Origin of the sequence: Streptomyces sp. NBC_00252, assembly GCF_036187565.1 — a bacterium.
Classification (GTDB): domain Bacteria; phylum Actinomycetota; class Actinomycetes; order Streptomycetales; family Streptomycetaceae; genus Streptomyces.
Window position 1 is genome coordinate 8,836,302 of record NZ_CP108087.1, and the last position, 20,655, is coordinate 8,856,956.

Sequence of the window (20,655 nt, forward strand, 5' to 3'; positions counted from 1 at the left end):
CGCGCCCCTTTGGGGCGCTCACGGTGCCGTCAGGCTCCACAACGCCGCCACCAACGGTCGGCGTAGGTCTGTTCTGCGTACGCAGAGGCCGATCGGGAACGGCTCTGGGGGTGGGGTTGCCGTGATCACCTTCAGCCGTTCCCGTACGGCGCTGTTGTCGAGGACCTGGCGGGGTACCACGCCCGTTCCGCAGCCGAGGGCCACCAGGGTCAACAGGCCTTCGTGGCCGTCCGGTTCGCAGGCCACGTCGGGTGTCGTGCCCCGGGTGCGGAACCAGCGGTCGGCAGCTTCGCGGACCAGGCCTCGGTGGGGGAGGACGAACGGTCCTTCGAGCTCCGGGTCGGGGCGGTCGAGGGCGGTGACCAGGACCAGTTCGGTCACCGCGACCGTGCGGCTCACCAGTGGTTCCGGGAGCCGGGGCGGGATGCCCGCGACCGCCACGTCCACCTCGCCCTCGTCGAGGCGGGCCAGCGCGGCCGCCGCGTCGCCGGTGCGCAGGTCGAGCCGTACCTGAGGGTGCGCGGCCCGGAAGGGCGCCAACAGGTCGGGCAGCAGGGCCTGACAGGCGGTCACCGTGGCGAACAGGGCCAGTCTGCCGGTGAGTTCGGCCGGGTCGGGATGCTCCTCGCGGTAGGCGCGCCACAACTCCAGTGACTGGACGGCGTATTCACGGAAGCGGTGGCCCTCGGCGGTCAGCGAGACCCCACGTGCGCCCCGGTCGAACAGCCGGTGCCCGAGGTCCGCCTCCAGCCGCTGCACGGTCCGGGTCAGCGTCGCCGGGCTGACATGGCAGTCGAGACTCGTCCGCCCGAAGTTCAGCGTCTGCGCCAGATGCAGGAAAAGCCGTAGCTCCCGATGGTCGTCCCGCATGGTGTGACCTGGCCCTTTCATCTTGCGCAACAGGCCGCTGCACAGGTTGCGCTTGCCGCAACGTTCGTCCGGAGCCTACAACTCCAGCATGACCTCGACCACGTACACCTCCGCCGTCTTCGCCCTCGAAACGATGGACGTGCCCGGCGGCACGGAGACCATCCTGCGCGGTGGCCGGCACCTCTTCCCGCTGCTCCCGCAGGCCTTCGCCGGCGTCCGCCGCATCGGCGTCATCGGCTGGGGTCCGCAGGGCCGGGCCCAGGCCCGCAACCTGCGCGACTCCCTCGCCGGCACGGACATCCGGGTGAGCGTCGGCCTGCGGCCCGGCTCGGCATCAGCCGCCGACGCCCGTGCGCACGGCTTCACCGAAGCGGACGGCTCGCTCGGCGACTGGCTCGCCGTCACCGCCGAGAGCGACCTGGTGATCCTGCTCATCGCGGACGCGGCCCTCGCCGCCCACCACGAGGAGATCTTCGCGGCCCTCAAGCCCGGGGCCACCATCGGCCTCTCGCACGGCTTCCTGCTCGGTCATCTCCGGGAAACCGGCGGGGAGTTCCCGTCAGGACACGGAGTCATCGCCGTCTGCCCCAAGGGCATGGGCGACTCCGTACGGCGGCTCTACGAACAGGGCGCCGAGATCAACGGCGCCGGAATCAACAGCAGTTACGCCGTCCACGCCGACCCCGACGGCAGGGCCGGCGACCGCGCGCTCGCCTGGTCGGTCGCGCTCGGCTCGCCGTACACCTTCCGCACCACCCTGGAGAGCGAGTACCGCTCCGACATCGTCGGCGAACGCGCCATCCTCCTCGGCGCCGTCCACGGCATCGTCGAGAGCCTCTTCACGCGCTACCGCCTGACCGGCGACGACGCGGTGACCGCGTACGAGCGGTCCTGCGAGAACGTCACCGGACCCATCGCCCGCACCATCTCCCACGCCGGACTCCGCGCCGTCCGCGAGGAGTTGACCCCGGCCGGACGCGAGGTCTTCGACCGTGCATACTCCGCGACCTACGGACCCGCCCGCGAGATCGTCGCCGAGATCTACGACGAGGTCGCCGACGGCACCGAGCTGCGCAGCGTCGTCCTGACCGAACGGCGGCTCGGAGCACGGGAGATGAGCGGCATCGGCGGTTCACCGATGTGGGCGACGGGGACGGAGGTGCGGGCATGCCGGGCCGAACGCGCCCTGCCCGTCGAGCCGTTCACCGCCGGGGTGTTCGTCGCAACGATGACCGCCCAGGTCGACGAGTTCGCCGAGCGCGGCCACCCCTGGTCGGAGATCGTCAACGAGTCCGTCATCGAGGCGGTCGACTCCCTGCTGCCGTACATGCACGCGCGGGACGTGGCCTACATGGTCGACAACTGCTCCCGTACGGCCCGCCTCGGCGCCCGTCGCTGGGGCCCGCGCTTCCAGGCGGCCTACGAGCAGATCGCCTACCCGGGGTCCGAACTCCCGGCGGACGAGGCCCTGTTGACGGCCTTCGACACCCACCCCGTGCACGAGGCGCTGGCCTCGGCGGCGAAACTGCGTCCCTCCGTGGACATCTCGGTGGCCTAGCCCAACTGCCCGGCCGAGTCGCCTGGTTCAGCGCGGGGTCCCGAACGGCAGGGCGTCCTGGTAGGCGTTGACCGGCTTGGCGACCTTCTCGACGGTGACGCCGTCGAGCGCGGCCGCGGCGGAACTCGTCCCCAGGGTTCCGCTCGCGTGCCAGGTCCCGGTGATCGTCACCCAGGTGTTGGCGGACAGGGCCGGGATGCCGTAGACCCGGACCTTGATGGACTGGGCGTCCGCCGCGCAGCACGAGATCATGATCCGGGTCAGGTCCCAGTACTCGGTCCCCTTGTCGGGCGTGACGAACCCCGTCATCTGGACGGTGCGGCCCTTGATGGCCCGCTTGCGGTCCTGCTGCACGCGGGTCGTGAAGTCCGTGAGCGTGATCGGCAGCGGTGAGGTCGCGGGCAGCGGGTCGAAGGCGTCCTGCACGGGGACGGCCTTGGTGGCGGCCCGGGAGGCCGTGTAGGCGCCGAGGGCGGGCGGGGCGTAGAAGAGGAGGCTGAGGGCGGGGAGGAAGAGCAGCCAGGCGACGCGGGGGACCTTGGAGTGGTTGTGGCCCGCGTGGTCGTCGCCTTCCTCTGGTTTCCGCCGTGACCACGCCTCCGCGATGCCCAGCACGATCAGCAGGAACCCCGAGATGACGAGCATCGGGCGCATGCTCGGCTTGACGTAGCGCAGGCACAGGTCGGTGAAGAGGGAGGCGTGGAGCAGGCCCAGGCCGCTGAGGACGAGCAGGGTCACCTGGAGGGGGCGTCTCACAGCAGTACCGCTCCGATCAGCGCGCTGGACAGCACCGCGACGACCGTCGTGGCGGCGGAGAAGCGGACCGCGAACGCCCGCCCGAACGTGCCTGCCTGGAGGGCGATCAGCTTCAGGTCGACCATGGGGCCCACGACCATGAAGGCGAGCCGGGCCGTGGGGGAGAAGCCCGTGAGGGAGGACGCGACGAACGCGTCGGCCTCGGAGCAGACCGCGAGGATGATCGCCAGCGCCGCCAGGAACAGCACCGACAGCCAGGGCGAACCGGCGAAGGTGTCCAGCACGGAGCGCGGTACGGCCACGTTGAAGGTCGCCGCCGCCATCGCGCCGACGACCAGGAACCCGCCCGCGTGCAGGAAGTCGTGCTGGAAACCGGTCCGGAACTCGGTGAAACGGCTGTGCCCCGGCCGGTGACCGGTGTGCCGCGCGACCGGCCGCAGCCACTCGTCGCGCCCCAGCCAGAGCCACAGCCAGCCCATCACCACGGCGGTCGCGAGCGAGGCGAGCAGCCGGGCCAGCACCATGACCGGGCTGGCCGGGAAGGCGATCGCGGTGGCCGTGAGCACGACCGGGTTGATCGCGGGCGCCGAGAGCAGGAACGCGAACGCGGCGGCGGGGGTGACCCCGCGCCCGATCAGGCTGTTCGCGACCGGCACCGACGCGCACTCGCAGCCCGGCAGCACGACGCCCGCCATCCCGGCGACCGGCACGGCGAACGCGGCCCGCTTGGGCAGCACCTTCGTGAACACCCGCGCCGGCACGAACGCGTTGATCGCCCCCGACAGCGCCGTACCGAGCAGCAGGAACGGCAGTGCCTGTGTGGTGATGGCGAGACACACGGTCCGCCAGGCCTGCACGGCCGGCGCGTCCAGCCACCGTCCGACGGCGAACAGCAGCAGCCCGGGGACGACGGCCGCGCCGAGCAGCATGAGCGGCCAGGACCGGGGCCAGCCGGCCGTCGCGACATCCGCCTCCGCCGTTCTCGGCGGCTCCACTGTCGTCTGCACACGAGCTCCACATGTTCGATGTCCGCGTCGAACATAGCGGTCCCGTGTCAGCCCTCGGTGACCGGCTCCGGGGAGAGCGCGTACTGCGCGAGGCCGTGCCCGAGCGACCAGTCGACCGACTCGTTCTCGGTCACGGTGACGAACACGTTCCGGGGTTCGGTGCCCGCGTACGCCTGGGCGAGCTCGGCGATCCGCCGGTACAGCGCTCGCTTCACGTCGGGGCCGCGCCCGGCCCGCATCGTGATCGCGACGAAGACGATCCCGTCGTCGCGGTCCACGCCGAGGTATCCGCCGTAGCGGAGCGTGCCGTGCGCACCGTCGTGACCGACCAGCACCTGGAACCGGTCGTCGTCCGGAATCCCGACCGTCTCCACCAGGGCGTCGTGCACGGCACGGCCCAGCGCGTCGAGTTGGGCTGGGTCGGCGCGGAGGGCGTCGATGCGGACGAAGGGCATGGAGTTGCACTCCCTTTCTCGCAGGGGCAGTTCACGCTGAACACCACGTCGTCGCTCAGGTCAGTTCACGCCGAACCCACGTCGCTCGGGGGCAGTTCAGGGCGAACCCACGTCGCTCAGGGGCAGTTCAGGGCGAACGCCCGCGCCGGGTTCTCCGTGAGGATGCGACCCACCAACTCCTCGCCCACCTCCACCGCGAGCCGGGGCCCCACCCGCCGCAGCAGATACGGCATCCCCGGACCGCCGTCCACCGACCGCGCCCCGGCGACCACCGTGTCCCCGCCGAGCAGCAGCCGGTCCCCGAACCCGGCGTCCGCCAGCGCCCGTACGGCGTCCGGCATCCGCCAGTCCGTGGCGTGATGGGCGCGGGACGGTCCGTCGAAGGCCAGGTAGGCGCCGGATGCGGCGGCCTGTCGCTGGACCGTGAGGTCGGGGGAGCGGTTGAGGTGGCCGAGGATCACCCGGTGCGGTGCGACCTCCAACTCGCCGCAGAGCAGGTCGAGCACGTCGAGCGCGCCCGTGCCCGCCTCCAGGTGGACGGCGATCGGCGCGTCCGTCGCCCGGTGGGCCTCGGCGGCGGCGGTCATCGTCCAGTGGGCGTGCGCGTCGAGGCCGTGGAAGCTGCCCGCGACCTTGATGATCCCGGCGCGAACGCCCGACGGCCCGATGCCCTCGGTCAGTTCGCCGACGAAGACCTCGGCCAGCCTGCCGCGCAGGCTCTCCAGCAACTCCGGGCTGTAGTGCGCCGCTTGGTGCAATCCGGTCGCGCAGACCACCCGCACCCCGGTGTCCCGCGACAGCAGCGGCAGATCGGCGACCCGCCGCCCCATCCCGTACGGCGTCCACTGCACGACGGCACCCCCGCCGGCGGCACGGAACGCGGCCAACTCGGCCCGCGCCGCGGAGGCGTCGCCCAGTTCCTGGCCGGGGAGTCGCGGGCTCTTGAGGAAGAGGTGGTCGTGCGCGTCGCACACACCCAGCACCCCCGGGTCCACATCCCCAAGCACCGTACGGACGAAGGGACTTACCACTGCCGGCCTCGCGGAAGAACGCCCCGCCCCGGCGCCGAGAGATGCAGCACCTGGAACACATCGCCCTCCGCCTTCGGCGTGTCGTGTTCCCAGAGTGAGAAGTGGACCAGCTCCCAGCGGTGCGGGTCCACGGCAGCCGCCGCGAGCACCACGCCGTCCTCCCCGGCCAACCGACGAGTCTCACCCACCGCGTCCTCCATGACCGCCGCCAACTCGACGCCCTCCGCGATCGGTTGACGCCGCCGCACGGCAACGACCGCGGGGGAACCCGCCGCGCCGCCCTCCTCGTACGTGAGCCCCGACCACCCCAACACCTCGGGCCGTCCGAAGTCGTTGACGAGCCCCTGGAAAGCACCGCCCCAGAGGAAGCGGTTCATGCCCTCGACCGTGTTCCACAGATAGAACGGCGCGTACTGGTTGACCGGCGAACCGTGCACCCCGCGCTCACGCAGGAGATACGTCTTGAAGCCGAGCCCGTCCCAGTCGTCGAGCAGATGGCCGACCCGCGCGACCCGCCCCCGGATGACGTCCATGTCGTAGTCGGCGGGCAGGGTGAGTTCGTACTGCATCGCGTGCATCAAATGCCCCCTCAGGACGGGTAGTTCGCCGGGTCGACGTGCTCGTGCCAGTGGGCGGTCGTGCCGTCCTCCGCCGCTTCGACGAGCGCGATGTGCGTCATGAAGGTGCGCGGTGCGGCGCCGTGCCAGTGCCACTCGTCGGGCTCGATCCACACGGTGTCGCCCGCGCGGATCGCCTCCACGGCACCGCCCTTGCGCTGCACGAGCCCCTCGCCCTCCAGGACGTGCAGCACCTGCCCGTGCGGATGGGTGTGCCATGCCGTGTGCGCGCCCGGCGCGAAGTGCACGCTGAACATCCGCAGCCGGGACGGCGGTTCGGGCGCGGCGAGCTCGTCGAGCCACACCGTGCCGGTGAAGTTCTCCGCCGGGCCCTGCCGGGTCTCGGGGCGTTGCCTGGTGATGTGCATGAACGGAGGCTCCTATCGGGGCGAGAGAAGGGAGAGCAGTCCCCGGACACCGGTGTCGAAGGCGGCAGGCGAGCCGGAGGCGCGGGCCAGCACATAGCCGCCCTGCACGGTCGCGAGGATCGTCGCGGCGATCTCCTCGCCGTCCAGCTCCGGCCCGAACTGCCCCTGCTCCTTGCCCTCCTCGACGATCCCGGCGAGCCGCTCACGGATCGCGTCGAGCGTCTCGTCGACCGGCTCCCGCAGCTCGGCGCTGGCGATCACGTCCGGGTCCATCGTCAGCCGCCCGACCGGACACCCGCGCAACACATCGCGTTCGCGCCGCAGATACGCCTCGATCCGCTCGTACGGTGTGCCGGGCCCGTCGAGGACGGCCTCGGCGGTCGCCCGCAGCTCCTCGGCCGTCCGCCGGATCGCGGCCAGCGCCAGATCGGGCTTTCCGCCCTTGAAGTGGTGGTACATGCTGCCCTGCCCGGCGCCGGACCGCTCCAGGATCGCCTTGGGGCTGGTGCCGACATAGCCGCGCTCCCACAGCAGCTCGCGTGTGGACTCGATCAGTCGCTCCGGGGTGCTCATGAAAGGACTGTACATACTAGTAGGTACAGAAGTCGAGACCTTACGGAGTAACCGGAACGCACGCGCGTACTCCCCGGGAGGTACGCACACTGCCGCTGCCCGTACGACGACCTGGACCCCTCCCCGGAGCGAGTCTCGATACATCACAGGAAGCCCGTCGAGGGCTCCGCCAACGGAAGCCCTTCCAGGGGCTCGGGACTACTTGGAGATGTATCGACATGCAGACTCTGGCGAACTGGCACGGCGGCGGGCCCGGCCCGTGGATCCTGTTCTTCCCGCTGATCTGGGCGGCCGCGGTGGTCGGCGTGGTCACCATCCTGTGCCGCACCGGCTGGCGCGGTCGGGGGGTCGGGCGCGGCGGTCCGTGGCGCGCGATGGCCGACCCCCGCCCCACCGGCGACTCCCCGCTCGCCGTCCTCGGCCGCCGCTTCGCCTCCGGCGAGATCGACGAGGACGAGTACTGGCGCCGGCTGTCCGTCCTGGACGAGCAGTTCGGCCGCGCCGCGGGCAAGGGCGGCGGCCCCGCATGACCACCGCGACCACCACCCGCACGGCCGCCCGGGTCGTCGACGCCGTCAAGGTCTACGGCGTCGGCGACACCGCCGTACGCGCCCTGGACGGGGTGAGCGTCGACTTCCCGGCCGGCCGCTTCACCGCGATCATGGGTCCCTCGGGCTCCGGCAAGTCCACGCTGATGCACTGCGCGGCAGGCCTGGACACGCTCACCTCGGGCGCCGCCTACATCGGCGACACGGAACTCGGCTCCCTCGACGACCGACGCCTGACCCTCCTCCGCCGCGACCGCGTCGGCTTCGTCTTCCAGGCGTTCAACCTGGTGCCGACGCTGACCGTCGCGGAGAACATCACCCTGCCCCTGGACCTCTCCGGAACCAGCGGCGACCAGGACTGGATCGACGCGCTCGTCGACGTCGTAGGCCTGCGCGACCGGCTCCACCACCGCCCCTCCGAACTCTCCGGCGGACAGCAGCAACGCGTCGCCGTGGCAAGGGCGTTCGCGGGCCGGCCCGAGGTCGTCTTCGCCGACGAGCCGACCGGCAACCTCGACTCCCGCTCCGGCGGCGAGGTCCTCGCCCTGCTGCGCCGCGCCGTGGAACAGACCGACCGCACGGTCGTGATGGTCACCCATGACCCGGTGGCCGCCGCCCACGCCGACGAGGTCGTCTTCCTCGCGGACGGCGGCCTGGTGGACCGGATGGAATCACCCACGGCGGAGAAGGTCCTGGACCGCCTGAAGGCCTTCGAGGACGTGAGGTCATGAACGCGTCCGTGCGCCTGAGCATGTCCTCCCTGCGGGCCCACAAAAGGCGCTTCGCCGGTACGGTCCTCGCCGTGTTCCTCGGGGTCGCCTTCCTCGCCGGGACCCTCGTCATGGGCGACACGCTGCGCGCCAACTTCGACACCATGTTCGGCGACGCCACCAGCGGCACGGACGCCGTGGTCCGCAGCGCCGACGCCATCACAGCACCCGGCGAGAGCCAGGGAGTTCGCCAGCCGGTGCCCACGGCCCTCGTCAAGACCGTCGAGGGCATCCCCGGCGTCGCGGCAGCCGCCCCGGACATCCAGGGCGCGGGCCAACTCGTCGGCGCCGACGGCGAGGCCATCGGCGGCAAGGGCCCGCCCACCCTCGCCGGCAACTGGATCACCGACCCGGAACTCAACCCGTACCGGCTCGCGGAGGGCCGAACTCCCGCGAGGTCGGGCGAGGTTGTCGTCAACCGGGGCGCCGCCGCCAAGGGCCATCTGAAGATCGGCGACACGACGACCCTGCGCACACCGGACCCCGTCAAGGTGACGATCGTCGGCCTCGCGACCTTCGGCGGCGAGGACGGCATGGCCCAGGTGACCTTCACCGGCATGACCCAGTCCGACGCCGAGAAGTACCTCACCGCGAAGCCGGGGGAGGCGTCGACCATCCAGGTGAGGGCAGGCCCGGGGGTGAGTCAGCAGACGCTGGTCGACCGGCTGACTCCCGTCCTGCCCAAGGGTGTTGAGGCGATCACGGGTCAGCAGTCGGCGCAGGAGGACACGGACATGATCTCCTCCCAGTTCCTGACCATCTTCACCACCTTCCTGCTGGTGTTCTCCGGCATCGCCCTGCTGGTCGCGACCTTGTCCATCCACAACACGTTCGCGATCGTCATCGCCCAACGCACCCGCGAGAACGCCCTGTTGCGGGCGCTCGGCGCATCCCGCCGTCAGGTCACCGCGGCGACGGTCACCGAGGCGAGCGTCGTTGCCGTGGCTGCCTCGGCCGTGGGAGTCGCGGGTGGCATCGGCATCGCGGCGGGCCTGAAGATCCTGTTCCCGGCGATCGGATTCCCCTTCCCCGGCGGCGACTTGGTGATCAGCCCGCTCTCCATGACCCTCCCCCTCGCAGTCGGCATCGTCGTCTGCCTGGGCTCCGCACTCATGCCGGCCGTCCGCGCGGGCCGCACCGCACCCCTGGCCGCGCTGCGCGAGACGGCGGTGGACCAGTCCGGCGCGTCCCGAGTGCGTGCGGTGACGGGAACGGCCCTGGCGGCACTGGCACTTGGAACCACCCTCACCGGCGTACTGATCTCACCGACCCTGCTGCTGGCGGGACTTGGCGCTGTCCTCGCCCTGCTGGCCTTCGTGGTCCTCGGCCCGGTCGCCTCCTCCACGGCGGTACGCGTCCTCGGCAGCCCCCTGGACCGACTGCGCGGCGTCACCGGCGGCCTGGCCCGCCGCAACGCCCTGCGCAGCCCCCGCCGTACGGCCGCGACCGCGAGCGCGTTGATGATCGGGGTGGCCGTGGTGTCCCTGTTCACCGTGTTCGGCGCCTCGTTGAAGGCGACGATGGACCAGACGGTGTCCCGTTCCTTCGCCGGAGACGTGGCCGTCAGCACCCCCTCCTTCGGCGCGGGCGGCAGCGGCATGAGCCCCCGGCTCGCCGGAGCCATCGGCAAGTTGCCCGAGGTGGACACGGCAGTGGGCCTGGGCCGAGGAGTGGCCGAAGTCGACGGCCAGGGAAGGGCGTTGACGGTGACGGACCCCACAGCCCTCGCCCGCACCTTCGACCTGGGCAGGGTCCAAGGCTCCCTGCGCACCCTGGGCAACGACGGCATCGCCATCACCAGAACAGAGGCGAACAGCCACCACCTCACCACCGGCAGCAAAACCCGGCTCACCTTCACCGACGGCAAGAAGGAGACCTTCACCGTCCGAGCGGTCTACGGCCGCTCCGAACTCGCCGGCGACTACGTCATCACCCGAGCCGCCTGGGCCCCGCACCGCACCCAGGACTCGGACACCCTGGTCGCCGTCTCCTTCAAGCACGGTGTGAGCGCGGCCGAGGGCAAAGCGGCGGTCGAGAAGGTCGCGGCCCACTACGGCAACCCGCAGGTCCAGACCCGCCATGAGTACGCCCAGTCGTCGGCCGGCGGCATCGACATGATGCTGACCCTCGTCTACGCACTGCTCGCCCTCGCGGTCCTGATCGCCCTGCTGGGCATCGCCAACACCCTCACCCTGGCGATCCACGAACGCACCCGGGAACTGGGCCTGTTGAGGGCGGTCGGCCAGACCCGTTCCCAACTCCGGGCCATGGTCCGCTGGGAGTCGATCCTGGTCGCCGCGTTCGGCACCCTCGGCGGACTGTCCCTGGGCGCCTTCCTGGGCTGGGTCCTGGTGAAGGCATCGGACGGCGCGAGCGACAGCGCGTTCGCCTTCGCGATCCCGCCGGTGCAGCTCGTGGTGGTGGCCCTGGTGGGCGTTTCCGCGGGGGCACTCGCGGGCCTCCGCCCGGCGCGCAGGGCTGCCCGGTTGGACGTACTCCGGGCGATCGCCACCGAGTGATCCCGATGTCAGGACCGGGCCAGGCGGGTCGGCGACTGAGAGCCGGCCCGCCTCGCCCGCCGTCTTGGTCACCGGCTCGGCTGTCTGGCCGCCCGGGACACCGCCCCCCCCACAGCCGCCCCGCAACGGATCACCGCCCGATCAACCGGCAACGGCCGACCGGGCGGGAGCGTGTTGAGGCCGATGGCCGTCGACCGGGTGCTCGACCTCGGTGACGAACCGGTGCGCGGGCTTCTCCGTGGCCGCACGGCGCGGAGGACGGCTCGGCGTGGCAGTGGCGGGCGTCGGCGCGGTGAGCGTGAACCACACGACCTTGCCGGACTCCCCGTCCGGCCGCACGCCCCAGGTCTCGCTCACGGCGGCGACCATCGCGAGCCCACGTCCACAGGTGGCCGTGGGGGAGACCTCGTCGATGTCGCCCACCACCGGAAGCCGGGGATCGTGGTCGCGCACCGAGACCATGAGCTGGTCCAGCAGCAGCTCGATCTCGACGACGCACGTCTTGTCGGGCTGGGCATGTCGGTGGACGTTGGTGAGGAGCTCTGTCACACCGAGCGCGGCCCGGTCTATCAGAGGATCCAGATGCCAGTAGCGCAACTGCGCAGATACGATTCTGCGGACCTGGCCGATCCGCGACGGCAGGGCTTGGAGCTCCACCGTGCAGTGCCTGCTTGGGTGACTGATCACGGCTGCGACTCCCCGACTGAGGTCCGGAAGAACACGGAGTTCGGATCCAGCAGGGAGGTCAAGGAAAGGCCGCCTGCTGTTGTGTCCGGCGGGCTGGTTCGCAGCGTTATCGCCGGTAAACCCAGAGTGACGTGAGACCAGAGTGACTCAGGGGCCGCGGTCCCGCAACTCGCGGCCGGCCACTGCTCGTCAATGGCGCGGATGAACCGCTCCGTGGCGCGGATGTTCTGCTCCAGGGCGAGGATGCTCCGCTCTGGAGCGAGGCCGAGCGGCTCCCCGGTGACGACGAACCGCTTCGCGGTGATGGCGATCCGTTCCGCGCCAGGCACGAACCGCTTCACGGCACGGACGGACAACTCCCACGACGGCTACTTCCGTGACGGCTACTTCCGTGACGGTTGCTCCGGCGACGGCTACTCCCACGACGGCTGCTCCCGTGACCGCTGTGTTCACGACGGCTGTGTTCGCGATGACGGCTCCCGCACCGCAGCCTCCGCCACGGCCCCCGCCGCATCGCCCGCCGTAACGGCACGCCTCGTACCGCTCGCACCGCACGGGCATCGCCCCCGCCGTACGGATCACGCGCCCCGCCCCGCCGCCTTGCGCACGGCTTCGATGAACCGGCGGGCCGCGGGCGGGCCCGGTTGCCCCGGCGCGGGGTCGTGCTCGCCGAGGGTCAGCAGGTACCTGTTGCCGTTGAGGTCGGCGAGTGCCCGGTCCTCGGGCGCGAACCACGGCTTCGACGCGCGCACCGCCTGCACCGGCGCACTGTCGATCTCGCTGCCGTAACTGGTGAGCAACTCAAGCCTGCCGTCATTGATCCGGACCTGTCCGGCCCGGGTCAGCGACCGCAGCCGCTTCCCGATCCGCACGCCCGTGGCCGTGAACTCCGGCTCCGCCATGCTTCCCCGCCCCCTTGGTCCAGGACATCTGGTGATCCAGTGTGCGCCCCCGTTGTGGACGTTCGTCCCGCTGCGGTGCAGTCTGCCCGCCAAGCGCGTCGAGCACCAGTACGTACGACGCGGTCACGGTGAGTATCCGGAGCACTCGCGCGAGTGCGCCCCCGGGGGCCGGCCCGAGGTCCGCCGCAAGACCGCCATCCCCGCGCCAAAGCTCTGCCCCAGGGCCGCCTTTGACCTCCCCAAAGGTGTGTTTATGCAGGTGAGGAGCGTGCGGAAGGTGCTTATGATCGAGGTGTCGGCCGCGCGAGGCGCCGTCGGCGCGAAGCGTAAGGAGCCCCGTCGTGAGCACCACCCCGCAGGCCCTGACCGGCGCGACCCTCGACGTCGACCGCAGTGACGCGGCCTACCGGAGCTGGCTGAAAGAAGCCGTCCGCAAGGTCCAGGCCGACGCCAACCGCTCGGCCGACACGCACCTTCTCCGCTTCCCGCTCCCGGAGAGCTGGGGCATCGACCTGTACCTGAAGGACGAGTCGACCCACCCCACCGGCAGCCTCAAGCACCGCCTGGCCCGCTCCCTCTTCCTCTACGGCCTCTGCAATGGCTGGATCCGGCCCGACCGTCCGGTGATCGAGGCGTCGAGCGGTTCCACGGCCGTCTCCGAGGCGTACTTCGCCAAACTGATCGGCGTCCCCTTCATCGCGGTCATGCCGCGCACGACGAGCGCCGAGAAGATCCGCCTGATCCAATTCCACGGCGGGCAGTGCCACTTCGTGGACGACCCGCGCAAGATGTACGAGGAGTCGGCCGCCCTCGCGGTGGAGACCGGCGGCCACTACATGGACCAGTTCACCTACGCGGAGCGGGCCACGGACTGGCGCGGCAACAACAACATCGCCGAATCCATCTTCCGCCAGCTGGAGTTGGAGCGTTTCCCGGAGCCCGCGTGGATCGTCGCGACGGCCGGCACCGGCGGTACGTCGGCGACCCTCGCGCGGTACGTCCACTACATGCAGCACGACACCCGCGTCTGTGTCGCCGACCCGGAGAACTCCTGTTTCTTCGAGGGCTGGACCACCGGCGATCCGGACGTCACCTGCGACTGCGGCTCCCGTATCGAGGGCATCGGCCGGCCCCGGATGGAGCCGAGCTTCGTCCCCGGCGCGATCGACCGCATGATGAAGGTCCCCGACGCGGCCAGCGTCGCCGCCGTAAGAGCGCTGGAACAAGCCATCGGCCGCAAGGCGGGCGGCTCCACCGGCACCGGCCTCTGGAGCGCCCTCAAAATCATCGCGGAGATGGTGTCGGCAGGCCAACAGGGCAGCGTGGTAACGCTGTTGTGCGACCCGGGCGACCGCTACCTGGACAAGTACTTCTCGGATACGTGGCTGCAGGCACAGGGCCTGGACATCACCCCGTACAGCAGGGCGATCGACTCCCTGCTGGCGACGGGAGTCTGGCCAAGCTGAAGTTCCGCACCGAACGGGCCGGCGTCCTGTACTCCCGCGGAACCCCTATCCGGCCAACCGGCGGTCCAAGGCGGTCACGGCTCCTCTGAACGCCCGCCCCAACCCTGGCCGAGCCACCCGCACAGCCCCCCGGAACACCGCGGACCCGTCGACGGCGAACGTCCACTGCACCCGTGTCCCGCCCCCGGCAGGGCTGAGCCGCCACTCCTCGGCCATCGCCCGCGCGCGCGGCGCGTTGGTGACATCGACCCGGTACGCGTACACCTCGGCGGGCTTCGCCGCGATCACCGTCTCGCGGAAGTGCCCGCCACCCGTCAGCCGGATGTCGCGCCCGGCGCCGTCGTCGACGGACCGCGCACTGGTGACGGCGGAGAACCACTCCGCCCATCCGGGCACATCGTCGTTGAGGGCGTGGAAGACGGCGTCAGGCGTCGCGGACATCTCCCGCGCGAAGACCAGCCGTACCGGCGCGGTGTCGATGAAGTCGAGCCCGACGGGGCGCAGACTGTGGGCCATGGACGCGAACCCCCTTGACGGAGAAGGGAAGTTGACCGGGGCCAGGCAACGATAGCTGACGCTCCGTCAGATGTCTGCCCCTTCAGCGACTTCGCCCGCCACCACGAGCCGCAGCTGCTCCGAGATCTCCGCGCGTGCCTCCGCCGGCAGCCCCGCGTCGGTCACCAGCGTGTCGACCTGGTCCAGCGCGGCGAACGAACTCAGGCCCACCGTCCCCCACTTGGTGTGGTCGGCGACGACCACGACCCGCCGCGCGGACTGCACGAGCCTGCGATTGGTCTCGGCCTCCGCGAGGTTCGGGGTCGACAGGCCGGCCTCGGCCGATATCCCGTGCACACCGAGGAACAGCATGTCGAAGTGGAGCGCCGCGATGGCCTGGTCGGCCACCGGACCCACCAGCGAGTCGGAGGGGGTGCGCACTCCACCGGTCAGCACGACCGTCGCCGCACCCTGCCGCTGCCCCGACGTGCGCTGCGCCGCGTGGAAGACGTCGGCGACGCGTACCGAGTTGGTGACCACGGTGAGGTCGGGGACCTCGAGCAGATGATGTGCGAGCGCGTACGTCGTCGTACCGCCGGAGAGCGCGATCGCCGTGCCCGGCGCCACCAACTCCGCGGCGGCGCGCGCGATGTCCTCCTTGGCGGTGAGCTCCAGGCCCGACTTCGCCTCGAAGCCCGGCTCGTGGGTGCTCGCCTCGACGACCGGGACGGCTCCGCCGTGCACCTTCTCCAGGACGCCCTGGCGGGCCAGCGCGTCGAGATCGCGACGGACGGTCATGTCCGACACGCCGAGCTTGCGGGTCAGTTCGTTGACGCGGACGCCACCGCGGCGTCGGACCTCGTCGAGGATCAGGGCGCGCCGCTGCTCCGCGAGGAGGTTCTGATTCTCACTCACGTACGCTCCGGTCCTTTCGCCGCAACCCGTCAGACTGCCCCCGCACCTGCCCCGACCAGGTCGTTCTTCGCGGCGGCGGTGCGCGGACGTCCCATCCTCGCACGCCTCCGCACCCACCGCGCCACCACCTGTCCCGACGCGCACATGCCATTCGGCCATCATCCGTCCCTCGTGTGTCACCCGGATCGGGGAGATTCGGTGACGGGGCGTGTGCGACGCGACGGAAAGGACGATCCTGGTGTGCACACGGACACAGACGAACAGTGCGTCACGGGGGATGTGCGAACAGTGGAGCGTGTACAGGGACATGCCGTCACCACGGAGGCCAACAGCCCTGCCGGACGGCCCGATCAGACCGAACCCGCCCTCGAACTCCTGGTCCACGGAGTCGGCGGCACCACACCCGAGGACATGCTCGGCGATCCGCGCACGGTGCGGGTCACCGGCGACGACACGGCGGCCGTCTTCCGCCGCGCCGCCGACGTCGACGCCGAGTCCCGCCCCGCCGACCGGCGCACCGGCCCGATCCGCGAGGCCTACGTCTGGTGCAACCTCACCTCGGGCAACGGCACCCGCGCGCTGTGGCTGTTGCTGCTGCCGTTCATGGTCGTCAACCTCGCCCACTGGATGCGCCCCACCGCCCGCGGCCGCAGACGGACGGTGCGCTTCTACGGCCTGCTCGTGCGGCTCGCGGGACTGACGCTGACGGTGCTGCTCGTCGCCGCCGCATGCGAGGTCGCCCTCGACCTCGCGGCCTGGCAGTGCGCGGGCACGCGCGCGTGCGCCGACCGGCACACCTGGCTCGGCTTCCTGTCACCCACGGTGTCGCACGACAGCTGGTGGAGCCGCCCCGGCCGCCGCCTCGCACTCGCCGCCCTGGTGCCGACCACGCTCACCGTCCTCCTCTGGTACCTCTCCCGCCGCACCTGGAGCGCGTACGAGTCCCAGCAGCCGATGAACCGCCGGCCCGAACCCGAGGACGAGACCGGCCACAGCTCCCTGGGCCGCCCCGGCTTCTGGTACGGCCGCCGCCTGGTGGCCCGGCTGCGCGCCGCCCACACCGCCGCCGGACTCCTGACGGTCGCCGCGGCCGTCACCGTCGCCCCGGCCCGCTTCGACCGCGGCCCGGCCGGCTCCCAGGCGCTGGCCACGCTCGGCACCCTCCTGGAGACCGCCCTCGCCGGAGTGGCCTTCGTCGTCGTCTACGTGGTGTGCCGCCGGGGCCGCAGCGAGAACCGCCTCGACCAGGCCCTCGACCGCCGTCTGGTCCGCCGCCTCCCGCTCAGCGCCCTCCTCCTGCTCGCCCTCTCCCTCCTCTACGGCGGCTGGTCGCGCCCGGGATGGGAGTCGTCGGGGCGGCTGCCGGGTGACACGGCGTTCGGCGGGATCGCGCTAGTGCAAGGCCTGTTGGTGATCGTCCTCGCCGTCGTCGCCCACCTGCTGCACCGCACGCACCCCGACTCGCGCTCCGCGATGCACGGCCTCGGCGGACCGGCCGTCGCGATGCTGGCCTGCGCGCTGGGCGGCGTGATGTCCGGCGGGGTCTCCCAGCGGGTCTCCGACTGGCTGGACGGCACCGGGACGTCCATCGCGGGCCCACCCGTGCTGCTCACCTGGCAGGCGTCGGTGATCCCGACGCTGCTCGTCGTCGTCCTCGTCCTGTGCGCCGCGCTCGGCCATCGCACCTGGCGGCTGCGCCGTAGCGAACTGGCCGCGGTGGCGCAGGACTACCCGGGGGCGCGGAAGGACCGGGCGCGCACCGCGCGGATCGCGAGCACGCGCGCGATGGCCACGCTGACCGACCGCGGGCCCCTCCTGGTCGCCGTCACCTCCACCGCGACGCTGCTCCTGGGGGCCGGAGCGCTGGTCGGCGCGTTCACCACCGACCGGACACCGGAACGGGCCGGAGAGGAGGCGCAGGCCTTCGTGCACGGCACGGCCCAGACCTCGCAGGCGCTCGGCTCCTGGCTGATCGGGCTCGGCTTCATACTGTTCGTCACCTGGGGCAGGCGCGCCTACAAGGACGCCTCCGCGCGGCGCACGATCGGCATCCTCTGGGACGTCGGCACCTTCTGGCCGCGCGCCGCCCACCCCTTCGCACCGCCCTGCTACGCCGAGCGCGCGGTCCCCGACCTGACCTGGCGCATGGCCACCTGGACCCGCGCCACCGGCGGCCGCCTGGTCATCTCGGGCCACTCCCAGGGCAGCGTCCTCGCCGCGGCAGCGGCCTGGCAACTCAAGCCCGCCCAGCGCAAACGCGTCGCCCTGCTCACCTACGGCTCACCCCTGGAGCGCCTCTACGGCCGCTGGTTCCCCGCCCACTTCGGACCGGCCGCGCTGACCAGGCTGCACCGCGAGGTCGACTGCTGGCGCAACCTGTACCGGCTCACCGACCCCATCGGCGGCCCGGTCCACGTGTCCGGCGACTGCGGCCCCGAGGTGGACCACGAACCGCCTCTCAAGGACCCCCTGGAGTACGGCCGTACGGCCCAACACCCGCTGCCCGCACCGATTTTGGGCCACTCCGACTACCAGGCCGACCCGGCGTTCGCCGAGGAACGCGAGCGGCTGCTGGCCCGGCTGCGGCCCGAGGTGCCGCCTCAGGGCAGCTCGGGCAGGTCCTCCGCGTAGAGCAGCGTCAGGTCGTCCGTGCTCGGCTCCTCGACCTGGGCGACCCGGCTCGCGTGCCGCTCCACCATCGCCTCGAACGTCTGCCGCGCCGTACGGCCGTTGCCGAACGCGGCACCCTTGGGGATCGCCGTGAAGTACTTCGTGAGTCCCTCGGACGCGCCCTCGGCGAGCCGGTACTCGTGCTCCTCGGCCTGCTGCTCGACGATCCTGAGCAGCTCCTCGGGGTTGTAGTCGCTGAAGGTGATGGTCCGTGAGAAGCGGGACGCCACACCGGGGTTGACGGACAGGAACCGCTCCATCTCCGCCGTGTAACCCGCGACGATCACCACGACCGCGTCCCGGTGGTCCTCCATCAGCTTCACGAGCGTGTCGATGGCCTCTTTACCGAAGTCGCGTCCCGAGTCCTCCGGAGAGAGGGCGTACGCCTCGTCGATGAACAGGACCCCGCCGCGCGCCTTGTCGAAGGCCTCCTGGGTGCGGATCGCGGTGGAGCCGATGTGCTCGCCGACCAGGTCGACGCGCGACACCTCGACGAGATGGCCCTTCTCCAGGACACCGAGGGAGGCGAGGATCTCGCCGTAGAGCCGGGCGACCGTCGTCTTGCCGGTGCCGGGGGAGCCGGTGAAGACCAGGTGCCGTTTGACGGAGGCCGCCTTGAGGCCGGCCTGCTGGCGGCGGCGGCCCACCTCGATCATGTCGGTGAGGGCGCGCACCTCGCGCTTGACGCTGTCCAGGCCGACCAGCGCGTCGAGTTCACCGAGGACGGCCTTGGAGGAGCGGGACTCCTTCTCCGGGTCCGCCGGGGTGATCAGCGGGTCCTGCTCGGCCGTGCGCTGGCTGGGGATCGCGCCCAGCACACTGGTCGACTGGCTCGCCGTCTCCACCGCCGTCTCGTGGACGGCGGGCGGCTTGAGGCCGCTCTCGTCGCTGGTGCAGTCCTCGACGACCGGTCCCGTGCCGGGCGCCGCGTCCGGACCGGCGTCCGCGAACTCGTAACCGCCGCGCGCGCAGCGCTCCGTACGGCACTTCTTGAGCGTCGTACGACAGCCGTCGATCACATGGAAGCCGTAGCCGCCGCTGCCCGTCACACGGCAGCCGAGGAAGGTGCCACGGCCGCCCGCGGAGACGTAGAAGCCGGCCTCGGCGGGGGAGTCGACCGTGCAGCGCTCGATGACGGGGTCGGCGCCCTTGGTGACGATCACGCCGGTCTGGGTGGCGTCCACGGTGCAGTTGTTGAGCGTGCCGCCGCTGCCGTGGTCGCGGAACCACGCGCCCGTGGCCGCGTCCCGGATCCGGCAGTCGTCGAGCTGCGCGGTCGCGCCGTCGCTCACCGACACGGCGGTGTTGCGCACTTGGGAGATGTCGCTGTCGACGACGTCCGCGCGGGAGCCCCGGTCGAGCACGAACAGCGCGTCCGGTACGTCGTGCACCCGGCAGGAGTCCAGGACCGCGGTCGCGCCGTCGCTGACCCACACCGCCGGGTAGTCGCCGGTGCTGTCGAAGATCTCGCACTGGTTGGCGTCCACGCGCGTGCCCGGGTCCCACACCGACAGTCCGTTGCGCCCGAACTTGCTCACCGTCGTGCGCGTCAGCGTGAGCACCGAACGGGAGCGCAGGTCCACCGCGTTCTCCGGGATGTCGTGGATGCGGCAGTCGGCCAGCGTCAGCACCGCGTCCGTGTCGAGCGTCACGCCGTCCGCGGTCGTACGGTGCACATCGCAGTCGGTGAGGTGCGCGGTGGCCCGGCCGGTGATCTGGACGCCGCTGCCCCGCGTCTCGTAGACCTCACAACCCACCGCCTCCAGCGCGGAGTTCTCACCCGTGGCGGACAGACCCACACCTGAGGCGTGGTGGACACGGCAGCGCTCCAGGCGCGGGTGACCGCCGTCGCGGACCGCCACGCCCGCCTGGCCTGCCGAGACGACCTCGCACTCCTCGAACACCCCGCCACCGCCGTCGAGTACGGCGATCCCGATGCCTGCCGGGTTGTCGACCGTGCACCGCCGCACGGTGGGGCGGGCGCCGCCGCGGACCTCGATGCCGGACGCGGAGCGGGTGACGATCCGAAGGTCCGTCAACTCCGGTGCGCCGTCCTCGACAAGGAGCGCGGGCGCGGCCGAGTCCTGGCCCTCGACATGCAGGTCCTGGACGATCGCCGAGGCGCGGACGGTCAACGGCACGCCGTCCAGGGGCGCGATGCGCACCGAGCCGGGCGAACCCTCGGGGCCGCGCAGGGTCACCGACCGTGCCACGACGAGGTTCTCCCGGTAGGTGCCGGGAGCGACGGTGAGCACGTCTCCCTCGGCCGCGGCCTCCAGGGCGGCGGCGAGCGACGCGTACTCACCTGTGCGGCGCCGCCACCGCGATGTACCGGTGTGCGTCACCTGGACCGTGCCCTGTGCCATGGCGCTGCTGTGCCCCCACCTCGTGGTACGCGGGTTGATGCCGAAGCCTTCGCCGGTCCACCGTAGCGTGCGTGCGGGCGGT

Annotated in this window: 20 protein-coding genes; 6 read left to right on the plus strand and 14 right to left on the minus strand. The window is 71.5% G+C overall.

Annotated elements, in window-relative coordinates; genetic code table 11:
- Positions 1-18: 18 nt before the first annotated feature.
- A complete protein-coding gene (ilvY, locus tag OHT77_RS39245; protein WP_328833107.1) occupies positions 19-870 on the minus strand; it encodes an HTH-type transcriptional activator IlvY in 852 nt (283 codons plus the stop codon).
- A gap of 88 nt (positions 871-958) precedes the next feature.
- Between ilvY and OHT77_RS39250 the strand changes: the two genes are divergently transcribed.
- Complete coding sequence (locus tag OHT77_RS39250) at positions 959-2,428, plus strand: ketol-acid reductoisomerase (RefSeq protein WP_328833108.1); 1,470 nt, start codon at positions 959-961, stop codon at positions 2,426-2,428.
- Between the two features lie 27 nt (positions 2,429-2,455).
- Here the strand turns inward: OHT77_RS39250 and OHT77_RS39255 are convergent, their stop codons facing one another.
- The 7 genes from OHT77_RS39255 to OHT77_RS39285 form a co-directional block, all read right to left on the minus strand.
- On the minus strand, positions 2,456-3,184 hold the full coding sequence (locus OHT77_RS39255) for a TIGR03943 family putative permease subunit (RefSeq protein WP_328833109.1): 729 nt from the start codon (positions 3,182-3,184) through the stop codon (positions 2,456-2,458).
- Entirely contained in the window at positions 3,181-4,191 is a 1,011-nt protein-coding gene (locus tag OHT77_RS39260) for a permease (protein ID WP_328833110.1), read from the minus strand. Before OHT77_RS39260 ends, OHT77_RS39255 begins: the two co-directional genes overlap by 4 nt.
- Positions 4,192-4,238: 47 nt before the next feature.
- Complete coding sequence (locus OHT77_RS39265; RefSeq protein WP_328833111.1) at positions 4,239-4,646, minus strand: tautomerase family protein; 408 nt, start codon at positions 4,644-4,646, stop codon at positions 4,239-4,241.
- A gap of 116 nt (positions 4,647-4,762) precedes the next feature.
- Complete coding sequence (locus OHT77_RS39270; protein WP_328833112.1) at positions 4,763-5,677, minus strand: phosphotriesterase family protein; 915 nt, start codon at positions 5,675-5,677, stop codon at positions 4,763-4,765.
- Positions 5,671-6,255, minus strand: coding sequence for a DUF4865 family protein (locus OHT77_RS39275; protein WP_328833113.1), 585 nt, complete (start codon positions 6,253-6,255; stop codon positions 5,671-5,673). The genes OHT77_RS39270 and OHT77_RS39275 overlap by 7 nt, the downstream gene beginning before the upstream one ends.
- Before the next feature lie 11 nt (positions 6,256-6,266).
- Entirely contained in the window at positions 6,267-6,662 is a 396-nt protein-coding gene (locus OHT77_RS39280; protein WP_328833114.1) for a (R)-mandelonitrile lyase, read from the minus strand.
- A gap of 12 nt (positions 6,663-6,674) precedes the next feature.
- Positions 6,675-7,235, minus strand: a complete 561-nt coding sequence (locus OHT77_RS39285; protein WP_266774562.1) for a TetR/AcrR family transcriptional regulator — start codon at positions 7,233-7,235, stop codon at positions 6,675-6,677.
- Between the two features lie 218 nt (positions 7,236-7,453).
- Here OHT77_RS39285 and OHT77_RS39290 point away from each other — a divergent pair, with 218 nt between their 5' ends.
- The 3 genes from OHT77_RS39290 to OHT77_RS39300 are packed head-to-tail and all read left to right on the plus strand — an operon-like array spanning position 7,454 to position 11,072.
- The gene (locus OHT77_RS39290) at positions 7,454-7,765 is read left to right on the plus strand and encodes an SHOCT domain-containing protein (RefSeq protein ID WP_328833115.1); all 312 of its coding nucleotides are present in this window, start codon (positions 7,454-7,456) and stop codon (positions 7,763-7,765) included.
- Entirely contained in the window at positions 7,762-8,514 is a 753-nt protein-coding gene (locus OHT77_RS39295) for an ABC transporter ATP-binding protein (RefSeq protein ID WP_328833116.1), read from the plus strand. Before OHT77_RS39290 ends, OHT77_RS39295 begins: the two co-directional genes overlap by 4 nt.
- Positions 8,511-11,072, plus strand: coding sequence for an ABC transporter permease (locus OHT77_RS39300; RefSeq protein WP_328833117.1), 2,562 nt, complete (start codon positions 8,511-8,513; stop codon positions 11,070-11,072). The genes OHT77_RS39295 and OHT77_RS39300 overlap by 4 nt, the downstream gene beginning before the upstream one ends.
- Before the next feature lie 141 nt (positions 11,073-11,213).
- Here OHT77_RS39300 and OHT77_RS39305 read toward each other — a convergent pair whose 3' ends face one another.
- The 3 genes from OHT77_RS39305 to OHT77_RS39315 all read right to left on the minus strand — a co-directional run bounded on the left by OHT77_RS39305 (position 11,214) and on the right by OHT77_RS39315 (position 12,661).
- Complete coding sequence (locus OHT77_RS39305; RefSeq protein WP_328833118.1) at positions 11,214-11,759, minus strand: ATP-binding protein; 546 nt, start codon at positions 11,757-11,759, stop codon at positions 11,214-11,216.
- Positions 11,756-12,100 carry a hypothetical protein gene (locus OHT77_RS39310; RefSeq protein WP_328833119.1) on the minus strand — a complete coding sequence of 115 codons (345 nt, stop codon included), beginning with the start codon at positions 12,098-12,100 and terminating at the stop codon, positions 11,756-11,758. Before OHT77_RS39310 ends, OHT77_RS39305 begins: the two co-directional genes overlap by 4 nt.
- A 237-nt stretch (positions 12,101-12,337) precedes the next feature.
- Positions 12,338-12,661 carry a hypothetical protein gene (locus tag OHT77_RS39315; protein ID WP_266774568.1) on the minus strand — a complete coding sequence of 108 codons (324 nt, stop codon included), beginning with the start codon at positions 12,659-12,661 and terminating at the stop codon, positions 12,338-12,340.
- A 341-nt stretch (positions 12,662-13,002) separates the two neighbouring features.
- Here OHT77_RS39315 and OHT77_RS39320 point away from each other — a divergent pair, with 341 nt between their 5' ends.
- Complete coding sequence (locus tag OHT77_RS39320) at positions 13,003-14,127, plus strand: PLP-dependent cysteine synthase family protein (protein ID WP_328833120.1); 1,125 nt, start codon at positions 13,003-13,005, stop codon at positions 14,125-14,127.
- A gap of 45 nt (positions 14,128-14,172) precedes the next feature.
- Here OHT77_RS39320 and OHT77_RS39325 read toward each other — a convergent pair whose 3' ends face one another.
- Together OHT77_RS39325 and OHT77_RS39330 are read right to left on the minus strand one after the other, a co-directional pair.
- On the minus strand, positions 14,173-14,643 hold the full coding sequence (locus tag OHT77_RS39325) for an SRPBCC family protein (RefSeq protein WP_328833121.1): 471 nt from the start codon (positions 14,641-14,643) through the stop codon (positions 14,173-14,175).
- Positions 14,644-14,709: 66 nt separating this feature from the next.
- Positions 14,710-15,537 (minus strand): DeoR/GlpR family DNA-binding transcription regulator, encoded by an 828-nt coding sequence (locus tag OHT77_RS39330; protein WP_328833122.1) that lies wholly within the window; start codon positions 15,535-15,537, stop codon positions 14,710-14,712.
- A gap of 288 nt (positions 15,538-15,825) precedes the next feature.
- On the opposite strand from OHT77_RS39330, the gene OHT77_RS39335 reads away from it, so the two are divergent.
- Positions 15,826-18,168, plus strand: coding sequence for a hypothetical protein (locus OHT77_RS39335; RefSeq protein ID WP_328833123.1), 2,343 nt, complete (start codon positions 15,826-15,828; stop codon positions 18,166-18,168).
- On the opposite strand, the gene OHT77_RS39340 is transcribed toward OHT77_RS39335, so the two are convergent.
- Positions 18,138-20,573 carry a right-handed parallel beta-helix repeat-containing protein gene (locus tag OHT77_RS39340; protein WP_328833124.1) on the minus strand — a complete coding sequence of 812 codons (2,436 nt, stop codon included), beginning with the start codon at positions 20,571-20,573 and terminating at the stop codon, positions 18,138-18,140. The genes OHT77_RS39335 and OHT77_RS39340 overlap by 31 nt on opposite strands.
- Positions 20,574-20,655 lie beyond the last annotated feature (82 nt).

Coding starts and splice junctions, on each gene's coding strand:
- OHT77_RS39285 (WP_266774562.1), bottom strand. CDS start 7,235: ATGAGCACCCCGGAGCGACTGATCGAGTCCACACGCGAGCTGCTGTGG.
- OHT77_RS39300 (WP_328833117.1), top strand. CDS start 8,511: ATGAACGCGTCCGTGCGCCTGAGCATGTCCTCCCTGCGGGCCCACAAA.
- OHT77_RS39340 (WP_328833124.1), bottom strand. CDS start 20,573: ATGGCACAGGGCACGGTCCAGGTGACGCACACCGGTACATCGCGGTGG.
- ilvY (WP_328833107.1), bottom strand. CDS start 870: ATGCGGGACGACCATCGGGAGCTACGGCTTTTCCTGCATCTGGCGCAG.
- OHT77_RS39275 (WP_328833113.1), bottom strand. CDS start 6,255: ATGCACGCGATGCAGTACGAACTCACCCTGCCCGCCGACTACGACATG.
- OHT77_RS39325 (WP_328833121.1), bottom strand. CDS start 14,643: ATGGCCCACAGTCTGCGCCCCGTCGGGCTCGACTTCATCGACACCGCG.
- OHT77_RS39280 (WP_328833114.1), bottom strand. CDS start 6,662: ATGCACATCACCAGGCAACGCCCCGAGACCCGGCAGGGCCCGGCGGAG.
- OHT77_RS39295 (WP_328833116.1), top strand. CDS start 7,762: ATGACCACCGCGACCACCACCCGCACGGCCGCCCGGGTCGTCGACGCC.
- OHT77_RS39250 (WP_328833108.1), top strand. CDS start 959: ATGACCTCGACCACGTACACCTCCGCCGTCTTCGCCCTCGAAACGATG.
- OHT77_RS39290 (WP_328833115.1), top strand. CDS start 7,454: ATGCAGACTCTGGCGAACTGGCACGGCGGCGGGCCCGGCCCGTGGATC.
- OHT77_RS39265 (WP_328833111.1), bottom strand. CDS start 4,646: ATGCCCTTCGTCCGCATCGACGCCCTCCGCGCCGACCCAGCCCAACTC.
- OHT77_RS39315 (WP_266774568.1), bottom strand. CDS start 12,661: ATGGCGGAGCCGGAGTTCACGGCCACGGGCGTGCGGATCGGGAAGCGG.